General features: G+C 72.4%; 10 protein-coding genes. 4 read left to right on the top strand and 6 right to left on the bottom strand.

What is annotated here, in order from left to right; genetic code table 11:
* Positions 1-75: 75 nt before the first annotated feature.
* Complete coding sequence (locus ACFT9I_RS20370) at positions 76-2,895, top strand: LuxR C-terminal-related transcriptional regulator (RefSeq protein ID WP_382566069.1); 2,820 nt, start codon at positions 76-78, stop codon at positions 2,893-2,895.
* Between the two features lie 98 nt (positions 2,896-2,993).
* On the opposite strand, the gene ACFT9I_RS20365 is transcribed toward ACFT9I_RS20370, so the two are convergent.
* The 5 genes from ACFT9I_RS20365 to ACFT9I_RS20345 form a co-directional block, all read right to left on the bottom strand.
* Complete coding sequence (locus tag ACFT9I_RS20365) at positions 2,994-3,566, bottom strand: hypothetical protein (RefSeq protein WP_382566068.1); 573 nt, start codon at positions 3,564-3,566, stop codon at positions 2,994-2,996.
* Between the two features lie 245 nt (positions 3,567-3,811).
* Entirely contained in the window at positions 3,812-4,774 is a 963-nt protein-coding gene (locus ACFT9I_RS20360; RefSeq protein WP_382566066.1) for a threonine/serine dehydratase, read from the bottom strand.
* Positions 4,775-4,932: 158 nt separating this feature from the next.
* Positions 4,933-6,114, bottom strand: a complete 1,182-nt coding sequence (locus ACFT9I_RS20355; protein WP_382566065.1) for a DUF5937 family protein — start codon at positions 6,112-6,114, stop codon at positions 4,933-4,935.
* A complete protein-coding gene (locus tag ACFT9I_RS20350; protein WP_382566064.1) occupies positions 6,102-7,442 on the bottom strand; it encodes an amidohydrolase in 1,341 nt (446 codons plus the stop codon). Before ACFT9I_RS20350 ends, ACFT9I_RS20355 begins: the two co-directional genes overlap by 13 nt.
* 156 nt (positions 7,443-7,598) lie before the next feature.
* Entirely contained in the window at positions 7,599-8,222 is a 624-nt protein-coding gene (locus ACFT9I_RS20345; RefSeq protein ID WP_382566062.1) for a TetR/AcrR family transcriptional regulator, read from the bottom strand.
* A gap of 95 nt (positions 8,223-8,317) precedes the next feature.
* Between ACFT9I_RS20345 and ACFT9I_RS20340 the strand changes: the two genes are divergently transcribed.
* Positions 8,318-9,361, top strand: a complete 1,044-nt coding sequence (locus ACFT9I_RS20340) for an aldo/keto reductase (protein WP_382566061.1) — start codon at positions 8,318-8,320, stop codon at positions 9,359-9,361.
* Between the two features lie 167 nt (positions 9,362-9,528).
* Positions 9,529-11,907, top strand: coding sequence for a phosphoketolase (locus tag ACFT9I_RS20335; protein WP_382566147.1), 2,379 nt, complete (start codon positions 9,529-9,531; stop codon positions 11,905-11,907).
* A 69-nt stretch (positions 11,908-11,976) separates the two neighbouring features.
* Here the strand turns inward: ACFT9I_RS20335 and ACFT9I_RS20330 are convergent, their stop codons facing one another.
* Positions 11,977-12,687 carry a DedA family protein gene (locus ACFT9I_RS20330; RefSeq protein ID WP_382566060.1) on the bottom strand — a complete coding sequence of 237 codons (711 nt, stop codon included), beginning with the start codon at positions 12,685-12,687 and terminating at the stop codon, positions 11,977-11,979.
* Between the two features lie 282 nt (positions 12,688-12,969).
* Here ACFT9I_RS20330 and ACFT9I_RS20325 point away from each other — a divergent pair, with 282 nt between their 5' ends.
* A complete protein-coding gene (locus ACFT9I_RS20325) occupies positions 12,970-13,548 on the top strand; it encodes a TetR/AcrR family transcriptional regulator (protein WP_382566059.1) in 579 nt (192 codons plus the stop codon).
* Positions 13,549-13,555 lie beyond the last annotated feature (7 nt).

Raw genomic sequence — 13,555 nt, 5'->3', positions numbered from 1 at the left:
GAGCCGGTACGGCGACCAGTGCGTGACGACCGTGAGGAGTGGCCTCTCGTGCGGGAACAGGCGTGGGAGCGAGGATTGACGTCCGCGCTGTCCGGGGCCGGGCAGGAGCCGGCGCTGGTGTTGGTCGAGGGCGACGCCGGTATGGGGAAGAGCAGACTGGTGCACCGGCTGCTGGAGTTGCCACAGGCGCGGGCGGTGGCGCGGCTGGTGGTGGCCTTCCGGGCCTCGGGCGGCTTCGTGGTCGCCGATCCGCTAGGCCCGGACCCGCGGCTCACGCCGCACCAGGCACTGGAGGCGCTGCTCGCCTCCGCCCGCCCCGCCCTCCTCGTCGCCGAGGATCTCCATCACGCCGACGACGACTGTCTGGCTCTGCTGCGCGGTCTGCTGAGGGAGCCGCCCGCGCCCTTCGCGGCGGTGCTGACCTACCGGCCCGAGCAACTGCCGTGCCCCGGGCTGCCGTTGGGCCGGGCGGTGGACTATCCGGCGCGGCTGTCGGTCGTGCGGTGGCGGCTGGAGCCGATGGACGAGGGGCGTGTGCGGTGTGTGGCGGGGGAGTTGCTGGGGGCGCGGAGATGTCCGCAGGAGTTCGTGGGGCGGCTGCGGCAGCGTTCCGGCGGGGTGCCGCAGGTCGTCGTGGACCTGTTGCGGATGCTGCGGGACACCGCTGCCGACCAGCCGACCGGGCGGGAGTGCTTCTCCGCGCGGGACGTGGACGAGGCCGGGGTGCCGGTCCGGCTGGCGGAGTTGGTGTTGGACAGGACCGCCGCGTTGCCGGAGGCGTACCGCCCGATCGTCTGGGCGGCGGCGGTGCTGGACGAGCCGGCCGGGGCCGAGGACCTGGCGGCGGTCGCGGGCTGTCGCGGGGACGCTGGCCGTACGGCGCTGATCGCGGCGCTGGAGGGCTCGGCCCTGCGGGAGACGAGCGAGGGGCGGTACGGATTCGCGGTGCCGCTGGCGGCGTCGGCGCTCTACGCGGAGCTGCCCGGCCCGGTGCGGGAGCGGCTGCACCACCGGGCGGCGGCGATCCTCGCCGCGCACGAGCCGGTGCCGTGGGCGCGTATCGCACGCCACTGGCGCGGCGGCGGTCGCACGGAGGACTGGCTGCGGGCCGCGGAGCATCTCGTGAACGACGACGAGGCGGCGGTCACGCTGCTGGAAGAGGCGCTGGACGTGGGCGGCCTCCCGCCGGACAAGCGGGGGCGGTTGGCGCTGACGCTCGCCCGTGGCGCCGTGTTCGGCTGCCGTTCGGAGGGGACGGCCCGCGTCTTGCGCGGGATCGTCGAGGACCCGGCGCTGCCCGCCGCCGACCGGGGCGAGATACGGCTCGAACTGGGCCTGCTCCTGCACAACCGCAAGAGACGCTTCGAGGAGGGGCGTACGGAACTGCGCCGGGCGGCACACGAGTTGGCCGAGGCCGAGCGGCCCGCGCTCGCCGCGCGGGCGATGGCGGCGCTGGCGAACCCGTTCTTCCCCGGCGCCTCCCTGGCCGAGAACGTGACCTGGCTGGAGCGCGCGGAGGCGGCGGCCGACGCGTCGGGGGACCGCGCGGCACGCACGGCGACCGGCGCCTGCCGGGCGACCGTACTGATGAACACCGGCGACCTGGAAGCCTGGCGACTGATCGCGCGGCTGCCCCGCGACAGCGCGGACCGGGCCAGCCGTCGGCAGGTGGCGCGGGGCCTGTGCAACACGGCGAACGGCGCGGTGTATCTGGGCCACTACCGGCGCGCGGACGAACTGCTGACGGAGGGCATCGAACTGGCGGCGCGCAGCGGCGCGCCGTTCCTGGAGCGGGTCGGACGTGGGACGGCCCTGTTCCGTGACTGGTTGACCGGCCGCTGGGAGGGCCTGGCCGAACGGTGCACGGGCCTGGTCGCCGAGGACGGCAGTGCGAGCGACGCCCGCGTGGTGCTGGCCCTGCTGGCGCTGGCGAAGGGGGACTGGGCGGCGGTGCGGGACTGGCTCCCCCGAGGCGACCCGCCGTCGCCGCGCGCGCCGTGCGGCACCGGCACCGGGGCCGGGACGGGGGCCGGGACCACGACGGACGACGCGTACCAGACCTACCAGGCCTACCGCGCGTACGAGACCTGCGAGGCCCCGGTGGCGGCCACGGCGGCCGGCGCCCACATCCGGCTCCTGCTGGCCCGGCAGGACGTGGAGTCCGCCACCGAAGCCGCCACGTCGGCCTGGGCGTGGCTCGGCAGGAAGGGGGTCTGGGTCTGGGGCGCCGAACTGGCTCCGTGGGTGGTCGAGGCCCATACCCGCGCCGGGCGGCGGGAGTCGGCGCAGCGGGTGGTGGCCGAGTTCGCGGCCGGTCTGACCGGGCGCGACGCCCCGTCGGCGACGGCGGCCCTGCTCTGGTGCCGGGCCGTGCTGGCGGAGGCGGACGGCGAGTTGGCGGAGGCGCGGGCGCGTTTCCAGCAGTCGGGCGCGGCGTACGCCGGGCTGCCGCACCCGTACGCCCACGCGCTCATGACCGAGGGCGCGGGCCGTTGCGCGCTCCTGCTCGGCGGCGGCGAGGTGGACGAGGCCGTCGGGGAACTCACGCGCTGCGTGGCGGAGTTGACCGACCTCGGCGCGGTCTGGGACGCCGCGCGCGTACGGGCGACGCTGCGCGCCTACCGCCCCGCCGCGCAACGGCGGCCGCCGGGCCGGCCGGCGTACGCGGAGCGCATGTCCCCGCGCGAGGGGGAGGTGGCGGAACTGGCGGCCACCGGGCTCACGAACCGCGAGATAGCGGCGACGCTGTATCTGTCGCCGCGCACGGTGGAACAGCACGTGGCGCGGGCGATGCGCAAGCTCGGCATCGCCAGTCGGCAAGGCTTGGCGAAGGAGGTGGCGCGGGTCCGCCCGACGTACGGCGACGATGGAGTCAACGATGGTGGTCGCGCGTAGAGCGGAACCAGGAGGCGAGCGAACGAAGGGCGGGCCGACCGTCGTACGTGGTCGGCCCGCCCCACCGGCGAGTGCCGGTCAGTTCGAATGACGAGACATCAGCTGCACATGGTCGTGCGCATCACATCGGCCTGGCTCGCCCAGCTCGCGCAGCCGGTGCCCGAGTGTCCGTACCAGTTGTGGCCGAACTCGTGGGCGGCGAGCAGAGCGAAGTCGCCGACCATGGTGGACAGTTCGATGCGCTGGCCCGCGCCCCAGTTGCAGCCCACGACGTTGCCCGCGCCGCAGCCCTGCACGTAGCCGCCGACACAGGAGACCGGTGTACCGCTGGAGGCCGTCTCGGTCCCGGCGCCCCAGTAGTTGGCGCCCTGGCGTATCGCGCCTTCGCGACCGCTGCAGGACGAGGTGATGTGGTAGCTCCACGCCGGGACGCGGACGTCCCGCTTGTTGGCGTTCACCGTCGGGAGGTCCGACAGGTTGCCGGCGTCACCGGTCTCGAAGCGCGGCGAGGAGGGGGTGGGGTCGGCGACGGAGGCCTGAGCGGCCTGCGTCACGGCGGCGGGACGGGCGTTGTCAGTGTTCTCGACGGCGTTGGCCGACGTGGGGAGCGCGAAGAGAAGGGCGGCTGCTACGGCCGATGCCCCAGCGATTCTTCGGATTGACGAGAGCATGACATATCTCCTTGTGGGGGGAGCGGCGCACATTCACGTCGGTACGACCAGTCACGCCGGTACGACCCGTCGTGGACGACGCCGCGAGACTCGGGCCCGTGGGGCGGGCCCCGTACATGGGGGGATCGCGAGCAAAGTACGTGCGCCCGTGCCCGCCGCCTATCCGGGTCGCCCGACATACGGATACGCAAAGAACCCCCGACGACGGCGTCGCCGGGGGTACGGGCAAGACACCGCCTAGGCCCTCAGCGGAGGTTGAAGCGTTCCGCCCAGGAGATGACGTCCGTCGTGGTCGCGTTGCCGCCGCACAGCACCAGGCCGAGGCGCGCCTCGCCGCCTACGCGTTCCAGTACGCGGCGGGCGGCCGGGACGAGACAGCCGGCGGCCGGTTCGGCCCAGACCTTCGCGTGGTTCGCGAGGTCGAGCGTGCCCTGGACGGCCTCGGCGTCCGAGACCACGAGTACGTCGCTGACCAGGGCGGTCACATGGTCGTAGGTGAGCTGCGAGACCGTGGGCGCGCTGAGCGTGGAGACGATCGACGACAGCCGCACGGGTTGCGGCCCTCCGGCCGCCAGCGCCTCGGACATGGCCTGCGCGCCCTCGGTCTCGACACCCCAGATCCGTACGCCGGGCAGGCGCGCGTGCAGAGCTGCCGCGACGCCGGAGATCAGCGCGCCGCCGCCGATGGAGACGAGCACATCCGTGATCTCGGCGGGGGCGTCCTCGGCGAGTTCGAGGCCGACCGTGCCCTGTCCCGCGACGACGACCGGGTCGTCGAAGGGGTGGACCATGGTCAGTCCCTCGGCCTGGAGCTGGGACATGAGTGCGAACGCGTCGTCCATCGTGTCGGTCAGCCGCACCGTCGCGCCGGCCGCCTCCGCGATCTCCACGGCGCGCGCGGGCGCGGACTTCGCCATGACGACGGTGGCTTTCACGCCCAGCGCCTCGGCCATGACCGCGACGGAGATGGCGTGGTTGCCGCCGCTCACCGCCACCACCCCGGCCGCGCGATCGGCGTCGCTCAGCGACAGGAGCTTCGCCGTCGCGCCGCGAGCCTTGAAGGAGCCCGTGCGCTGCAACAACTCCAGCTTGGCGGTGACCGGGACCCCGAGCAGCGCCGACAGTCCGGGGCTCTCGACCGTCGGCGTACGCACGACATGTCCGGCGATCAGTCGCGCCGCCGCTTCGATGTCCGAGATGCCGATCACGACACGTACCTCCTGTTGACGCCCGCTGTGACGATCGGTTGCTTACGCCCGATCGCCGCCGCCTCAGGAGAGACCGTACAGATCGCCGTCCGCGCGATCGGCCGGGGGTGCGGATACCGGGGCTTTTGCGGACACGGCCAGGTCGTGCCGGACACGGCCTAGTACTGCAGTGCCGTCGCGACGTCCCTGCCGATGCGGTCGACCGCGCCGAGGTCGAGGCCGTAGTGCACGTAGCGGCCGTTGCGTTCCGTCCGTACGAGTCCCAGGTCGCGCAGCGCGCGCAGATGGCGTGAGACCTGGGGGCGGGTCATCGACAGCCGGTCCGCCAGGTCCGCCGTGGTCATCGACTGGCGGGCGATCAGCCGGCACAGCCGTACGCGGCTCGGATCGGTCAGCGCGAGCATGCGGCTGCGGGCCAGCGTCACGCCCACCACCGGGGCGTCCACCGGGAAGTGCACGACCGGGGGCAGGCCCGGCTCGTTCTTCACCACCAGGTGCGGGGCGCCGTAACGGGTGGGGATGAGCAGCACCGGCGTACGGGCCGGGGAGATCACCGCGTGGTGCACCTTGTCGAAGATGACGCGCGGCGGGTCGGCGAGCCGGACGCTGGACGGGCTGAGCGCGGCCAGCGCCGCCGCGGGGCCGTCGTCCGCGAGCCGCTGCCGTACGCGGTGCGCGGCGCGGGCCAGGAGGGGTTCGGTCTCGGCCCACAGGGCGCCGAAGAAGACGGGGCGGCACAGGTCGAGGAAGGCGAGCACGTCCGCGCGCAGGGCCTCCGGGTCGCGCAGCAGGGCCTCGGCGAGTTCGAGGTGCGGTTCGGGGAGGCCGGAGGCCGCGTGGTGCAGGGCGGCGGCCTGGGCGGGGTTGTGGAGGACGCGGTCGAAGGTGTAGCCGAGGTAGCCGCTGGCGCAGGAGTACGCGGTGAGCTCGGCGAAGCGGTCGACGGGCAGGCGGGACAACGGGGACAGGGGAGAGGGCGGAGGGGGTGGGGAGGGTACGGGCGGGGCGGATAACGCCGTCGACCGTCGCCCGGTCGCGCTCCCGCTCCCTGACCTCGGCGACCCGACCGACCCAACCGCCCCAGCCGATCCCGCCGACCCCTCCAACCCCGTGTAGAACCCGCGCCACCGCAACGCCGTCCACAGCGGTGAGAAGCGCCGCAGCCCGGCCCGGAAGGCGGCCGGCGCGGAGCCCGCCACCTCCCGGGCCCAGGGCGCGTGTTCCGCGTGGTGGTCGTGCCCGGTCAGCACGTGCAGGCTGGCGGCCAGCTCGGCGAGGGGCGATACCGCGACCGTGAAACGGCCCGCCCCCGCCCCCTCCAGTACGACTACGACCGACATGGCCGGATTGTACGAGCGCCGCCCGGGTGACCGTAGGCCGCGATGACCTCCAGGATCTCCTCGTCGTCCTCCGCCTCCTCGGCCTCTCCCGCCTGCGCCGCGTCGAACTCCGCCCGCGCCGCCGCCAGGAACTCCGGATCCGAGACCAGATCCGTCACGACCCGGGCCAGCCCCGTCGCCGCGACCTGGGTGCGGTCGTGCGCGAAGTCGGTCGCCGCCGCGTCCCGCATGGCGTCGGAGTGGCTGGGCGTACCGAACTCGGCGGTCTGTACGTACGGGTGGATGACGGGCAGCAACTGGGAGAGGTTGCCGATGTCCGACGAACCGGCTGGCTCGTGCGGCGCGCCGGGGGCGATTCCCACGCCCAACGCCCTTACCGTGGCGCCGAATCGGGCCGCGATCACCTCGTTGTTACGGCGCTCCGCGTACAGCGCGCCGGTCTCCGTGACCGCCGCCTCCGTCCCGGTGGCGAGCGCCGCGCCCCGCGCCGCCGCGCGGACCCGCTCGACGAGCGCCTCGGTGGCGGCCGACGTCGTGTCCCGTACGTAGAAGTCCACCGCCGCCCGAGCGGGGACCACGTTCGGGGCCTGGCCGCCGTCGGAGACGATCCCGTGCAGCCGGGCGGTCGGCGGCATGAACTGCCGCATCGAATCAAGCGCGTTGAGGAAGAGCTGGGCGGCGGCCAGCGCGCTGCGCCCCTCCCAGGGGGTCTTCGAGGCATGCGCGCTGACACCGATGAAGTCGGCCCGCAGATGCGCGGCGGCCAGCGCGTGCTGCGTGGTCGCCGAACGGTCGGCCGGGTGGAACATCACCGCCGCGTCCACCCCGTCGAAGACCCCGGCGTCGGCCAGCAGGACCTTGCCGGCGCCGCCCATCTCCTCGCCGGGTGTGCCGATGACGGCGATCGTGCCCGCGTGGTCGGGCAGCGCGCGTACGGCGGCGATGGCGGCAGCCGCGCCGCCGGCCGCGATGAGGTTGTGGCCGCAGCCGTGCCCGACACCGGGCAGCGCGTCGTACTCGGCGAGCACGGCGATGTACGGACCGGGCCGGCTTCCCTCGTGCACCGCCACGAACGCGGTGTCGACCCCGCCCACCCCCGTCTCGACCGCGAAGCCCGCCTCCGCGAGCCAGCCGGTCAGCACCTCCAGGGCGTGGAACTCGGCGAACTTCAGCTCCGGCCGCGCGTGGATGGCGAGGCTGACCTCCTCCATGCGGGGCCGCAGCGCGGTGAGTTCGCCGGTCAGGCTCTTCAAGGTGGGCACGGGCACAGGCACGGGCGTGGGCGTGGGCTCGGGTGCGGGGATGGGGCCGGTGGTCGTTCCGGACATGGGGACTCCCGTCGTACGAGATCGAGTTGAGGTGTCTCCGACCACGCGGCCGGACACGACGAGCTTGCGTCCGCCGTCGCCCGTCCGGTCTCCGATTACCGCGCCCCAGGTAACCCCGCTCCCTGCCCCCGCCCCGCTCCGTGCGCCGGACAGGACCTACGCGTAGACGCCCGCCTTCGCCGCCGCCGCGGCCGCTTCCGCCGCACGTACCCCCGCCGCCTCGTCGAGGGGCGCGTCGCTGGTCAGCAGGCGGTAGTAGAGCGGGGCCGAGACCGCGCGGATCACCTCGTACGGGTCGGTGCCTACCGGCAACTCGCCCCGCCGCACGGCCTGTTCGGCGCACGGCGCCCACTCGGCGACCCGGATCTCGTAGAAGCGGTGCAGGGCTTCGGCCGTCCTCGCGTCCGTCGTGGCCGCCGCGATCACCGCCTTGAACAGCGCGCCTTGGCGTGGGTCGGCCAGCGTGCGGCGTACGAGTTCGGCGTTGGCCCGCAGATCGCCGAGCAGTGAACCGGTCTCGGTACGCGGCAGCGACTGCTCCGCCATGTCCGTCAGCAGGTCCGCGACGAGGCCCGCCACCGTCCCCCAGCGGCGGTACACGGTCGACTTCCCGACGTCCGCGCGGCGCGCGACATCGGCCAGGTCGAGGTGGGCGAAGCCGTGCTCGGCGAGGAGGTCCCCGGCGGTGCGGAGCACCGCCGCCCGCACTCTCGCTGTACGGCCTCCGGGGCGGACGGTCCCGGGATCGCCACAGGCATCGTCGTTCTCCTCGGCAGCCATAACGGGACTCCAGTTTCATTAGTTGCGCTTCGGTGTTACGTTGAGGCCATACTAAAGGGACGGAAGTCCCGTTAGGAACTCATGGAGGGGCGATCATGGAATACAGGCAGTTGGGCGCGTCCGGGCTCAAGGTTCCGGCTCTCAGCTTCGGGGCGGGCACGTTCGGCGGCCGGGGGCCGCTCTTCGGCGCGTGGGGCAACACCGACGCCCAGGAGGCGCGCCGTCTCGTGGACATCTGCCTGGAAGCGGGCATCTCGATGTTCGACACGGCGGACGTGTACTCGGCGGGCGCGTCCGAGGAGGTCCTCGGCCGGGCGATCAAGGGGCGCCGCGACGAGGTGCTGCTGTCGACCAAGACGAGCCTGCCGATGGGCGACGGGCCGGGCGATGCCGGCTCCTCGCGCTCGCGCCTGATCCGGGCGACGGAGGACGCGCTGCGCCGGCTCGGCACCGACCACATCGACCTCTTCCAACTGCACGCGTTCGATGCCGGGACGCCGGTCGAAGAGGTGCTGTCCACGCTCGACCAGCTCGTACGGTCCGGGAAGGTCCGCTACGTCGGCGTCTCCAACTTCTCCGGCTGGCAGCTGATGAAGTCGCTGGCCGCCGCCGAGCGCCACGGCTACCCGCGCTATGTGGCGCACCAGGTCTACTACTCGCTCGTCGGCCGCGACTACGAGTGGGAACTGCTGCCCCTCGGTCTTGACCAGGGCGTCGGCGCGATGGTCTGGAGTCCGCTGGGGTGGGGGCGGCTCACCGGCAAGGTGCGCCGTGGCCGGCCGCTGCCCGAGGGCAGCCGGCTGCACGAGACCGCCGACTTCGGGCCGCCGGTCGCCGACGACCATCTTTTCCGTGTGGTCGACGCGCTGGACGAGATCGCGGCGGAGACCGGCAGGACCGTCCCCCAGGTGGCCATCAACTGGCTGCTGCGGCGCCCCACCGTGTCCTCCGTCATCATCGGCGCCCGCAACGAGGAGCAGCTGCGCCAGAACATTGGCGCCGTGGGGTGGGAGCTGGCGCCCGAACAGGTGGCCCGGCTCGACGCGGCGAGCGCGAAGGTGGCGCCGTATCCCTACTTCCCGTACGAACGCCAGGAGGGCTTCGCCCGCCTCAACCCCTCACCGCTCGTTCGCGGGTGAGGGTGAGGGTGAGGGTGAGGGTGAGGGCCGAACGTCTCTCGACCTGGCCGGTCAGCCTCCCCCGTCACCCCGCCTCGACTGTGCGACGGTGAACGGGGGTAACCGGACCGAGCACCGGCAGTGACGACGTGACGGAGAAACCCATGCGGCAGGCGAAGGCGAAGGCGATGGCGAAGCGCGATGGCGACACCGTGCTGACCGAGGAAGAAGTGACCGCTCTCGACGCCCACTGGCGTGCGGCGAACTATCTCGCCGTCGGTCAGATCTATCTGATGGGCAACGCGCTCCTCACCGAGCCCCTTCGGCCCGAGCACATCAAGCCCCGGCTTCTGGGGCACTGGGGCACTTCCCCGGGACTCAACCTCGTCCACACCCATCTCAACCGGCTCATCAAGGACCGGGATCAGTCCGCGCTCTGCATCTGGGGTCCCGGACACGGCGGACCGGCCGTGCTGGCGAACTCCTGGCTGGAGGGGACGTACGCCGAGACGTATCCCGACGTGAGCCGGGACGCGGCCGGCATGGACCGGCTCTTCCGGCAGTTCTCCTTCCCCGGCGGCGTTCCGAGCCATGTCGCCCCCGAGACACCCGGCTCCATCCACGAGGGCGGCGAACTCGGCTACTCCCTCGCGCACGCCTACGGCGCCGCACTCGACAACCCCGACCTGCTCGTCGCCTGCGTGATCGGCGACGGCGAGGCCGAGACCGGGCCGCTGGCCGGGTCCTGGCACGCCAACAAGTTCCTCGACCCGGTCCACGACGGCGCCGTCCTGCCGATCCTGCACCTCAACGGCTACAAGATCGCCAACCCCACCGTCCTCGCCCGCATCCCCGACGACGAACTGGACGCCCTGCTGCGCGGATACGGCCACGAGCCGCTGTACGTGACGGGCAGCGACCCGCGCGAGGTCCACCGCGCCATGGCGGCGGCCCTCGACCGCGCGGCGGACCGCATCACCGAGATCCAGCGGGGCGCGCGGGACGGAGCCACCGACGAGCGGGCCGCCTGGCCCATGATCGTGCTGCGCACGCCCAAGGGCTGGACCGGCCCCGCCGAGGTCGACGGGCTGCCCGTCGAAGGGACGTGGCGGTCCCACCAGGTCCCGCTCTCCGGAGTACGCGAGAACCCGGCCCATCTCGCCCAACTGGAGGCGTGGCTGCGCTCGTACCGCCCCGACGAACTCTTCGGACCGGACGGCCGCCCCTCCGCGCAGGTCCTCTCCTGCGTCCCGGCCGGCACCCGGCGTCTCGGTGCCACCCCGCACGCCAACGGCGGCATTCTGGTCCGTGACCTGCCGGTCCCGCCGCTGGAGGACTTCGCCGTCCAGGTGGACAAGCCCGGTGTGGCCCTGCACGAACCCACCCGCGTCCTCGGCGGGATGCTGGCCAGGATCATGGCCGACACCGCCGAGCGCAGGGACTTCCGGGTCGTCGGCCCGGACGAGACCGCCTCCAACCGGCTGGAGGCGCTCTTCGAGGCCACCGGCAAGGCCTGGCAGGCACGGATCCTGCCCACCGACGAACATCTGGCCCGCGACGGCCGGGTGATGGAAGTCCTTTCCGAGCATCTGTGCCAGGGCTGGCTGGAGGGCTACCTCCTGACGGGTCGTCATGGGCTGTTCTCCTGTTACGAGGCGTTCGTGCACATCGTGGACTCGATGGTCAACCAGCACATCAAGTGGCTGAAGACCTCCCGGGAGTTGGCCTGGCGCCGCCCGGTCGCTTCTCTCAACTACCTGCTGACCTCCCATGTCTGGCGCCAGGACCACAACGGCTTCTCCCACCAGGACCCGGGCTTCGTCGACCACGTACTCAACAAGAGCCCCGAAGTCGTACGGGTCTACCTGCCGCCGGACGCCAACACCCTGCTCTCCGTGGCCGACCATGTGCTGCGCAGCCGCGACTACGTGAACGTCGTCGTCGCCGGCAAGCAGCCCACCTTCGACTGGCTCACCCTGGACGAGGCACGCGCGCACTGCGCCCGTGGCGCGGGCCTCTGGAAGTGGGCCGGTACGGAGGACGGGACCCGGGAGCCGGACGCCGTCCTGGCCTGCGCGGGAGACGTCCCCACCCAGGAAGTCATCGCCGCGGCGGGCCTGTTGCGCGAGCATTTGCCGGAGTTGGCCGTCCGTGTGGTCAACGTCGTGGACATGACCCGGCTGATGCCGCGCGAGGAGCACCCGCACGGGATGACCGAGGCCGAGTACGACGACCTGTTCACCACGGACAAGCCGGTGATCTTCGCCTACCACGGCTACCCCTGGCTCATCCACCGTCTCGCCTACCGCCGCGCCGGCCACGAGAACCTGCATGTCCGCGGCTACAAGGAGATGGGCACCACGACCACGCCCTTCGACATGGTCGTCCGCAACGACCTCGACCGCTACCGCCTGGTGATGGACGTCATCGACCGGGTCCCGGGCCTCGGCGTCCGGGCGGCCGACGTACGCCAGATGATGGTGGACACCCGGACCCGTCACCACAGCTGGATCCGCGAACACGGGGTGGACCTGCCCGAGGTCTCGGACTGGAGCTGGGCGGGCTGACGCCCGGCGGGGCGTTCGCCGCGGTGGCGGTAGCGGCGATGATGGCGGTGTCGGCGGCGGGCGGTTCGGTCAGATGCGCTGCCGCGCGGCTCGTCGGGGACGGCGGCGGCGACCCTGACCGCGACGGCCACGGTGCTCGCGGTCATCGCGTGACCGCACGCGCACGATCACGTAAGTGACGACGGACAGCACGACCAGGACGAGAACCGCCTTGGAGACCACCCCGACATACGTCTCCACCAGATGCCACTGGTCGCCCAGCCAGTAACCGGCCAGCACCAGGACCGAGTTCCACAGCAGGCTGCCGAGCGTGGTCAGGGATATGAAGAGCGGCAGCCGCATGCGCTCGACTCCGGCCGGCACCGAGATCAGACTCCGGAATATCGGGACCATGCGGCCAAGGAAGACCGCCTTGGTGCCATGCCTGGCGAACCACTCCTCCGTACGCACCAGATCCGCGTCCTTGACCAGCGGCAGCTTCGCCCAGATCGCGTGCATCCGCTCGCGGCCGAAGAGCATCCCCACCCAGTACAGGACCACCGCCCCCACCACTGAACCGAGCGTGGTCCAGAAGAGCGCGGACGCCAGGCTGATGACTCCCTGACCCGCCGCGAAGCCGGTCAGCGGCAGGATGATCTCGCTCGGCAGCGGCGGGAAGAGATTCTCCAGCGCGATGGCGAGCCCGGCGCCCGGAGCCCCCATCGTGTCGACCAGATCGGCGGCCCAGCCCGCGATACCACCCGCAGGTTCCTGCGGGAGGGCGAGCAGTACGACATCCATGAGCTGTCTCCAAGCCGACGGTGAGGGAGCGAGAGGGAGCGAGAGGGAGCGAGGGGGAGAAGGGAGAGAACGGAGAGAGGGGAGGGCAGGGAGGGAACGGGGACGCCGAGGCCGGTCGCTTCAGCGCCCACGTCGCCTTTCCCCCACAACACTAGAAAGGGCAGGCCAGCCCCGGTATGCGGGTTCCCTCCCGGCTCGCTGCGGCTTTCCGCAGCCCGCACCCTGTGGTTTTCCGCAGGGCACCTGTCATAGCTGACCGATCGGACAGTTATGGTTGGGCGTATGGCACGCCCCGCCTCCGCCCTGCGCGGACACATCCTGGAATCGGCGCTGCAGCTGTTCGCGACGCGCGGCTACGAAGGCACGTCACTGCATGACATCGCCTCCACCGTCGGCTGCTCGAAGGCGTCTTTGCTCTACCACTTCACCAGCAAGGACGCGATCCTCACCGAGCTGCTGACCCCCGCCGGCGAAGGACTCGCCGGGCTCGACGCCCAACTCGTCGCCCTCGACGGGCGGGAGGCGGCGGAGGCCGCCGTCACCGGGTACATCGATCTCGCCATGCGCTTCCGGCGCGAGATCAAGATCCTCTTCGCGGACATCCCCGGTATGACCACCCATCCTGCGCTCGGCAGCATCCCCGGCACCGTCGACCGCCTGCTGGACGCGCTCGCCGGCCGGTCCACGGAAGTGCGGGACTTGGTCGCGGCCCACATGGTCCTCGGGGCCGTCTTCGTCACGGGCGCCAGCGACATCGACGTACCGGACCAGGAACTGCGCGACGAGTTGATCCACGGCGCGCTCCGCACCCTGCGCCCCGACCCCGACCCCGACCCTGACCCCGCCCCCGAGCACCACTGACCCCGCC

This window comes from Streptomyces sp. NPDC057137 (assembly GCF_042670825.1).
In the GTDB taxonomy this organism is placed as follows: domain Bacteria; phylum Actinomycetota; class Actinomycetes; order Streptomycetales; family Streptomycetaceae; genus Streptomyces.
The sequence above is the reverse complement of the archived record's forward strand: the minus strand, read 5'-3'. Positions and strand labels throughout refer to the sequence as shown.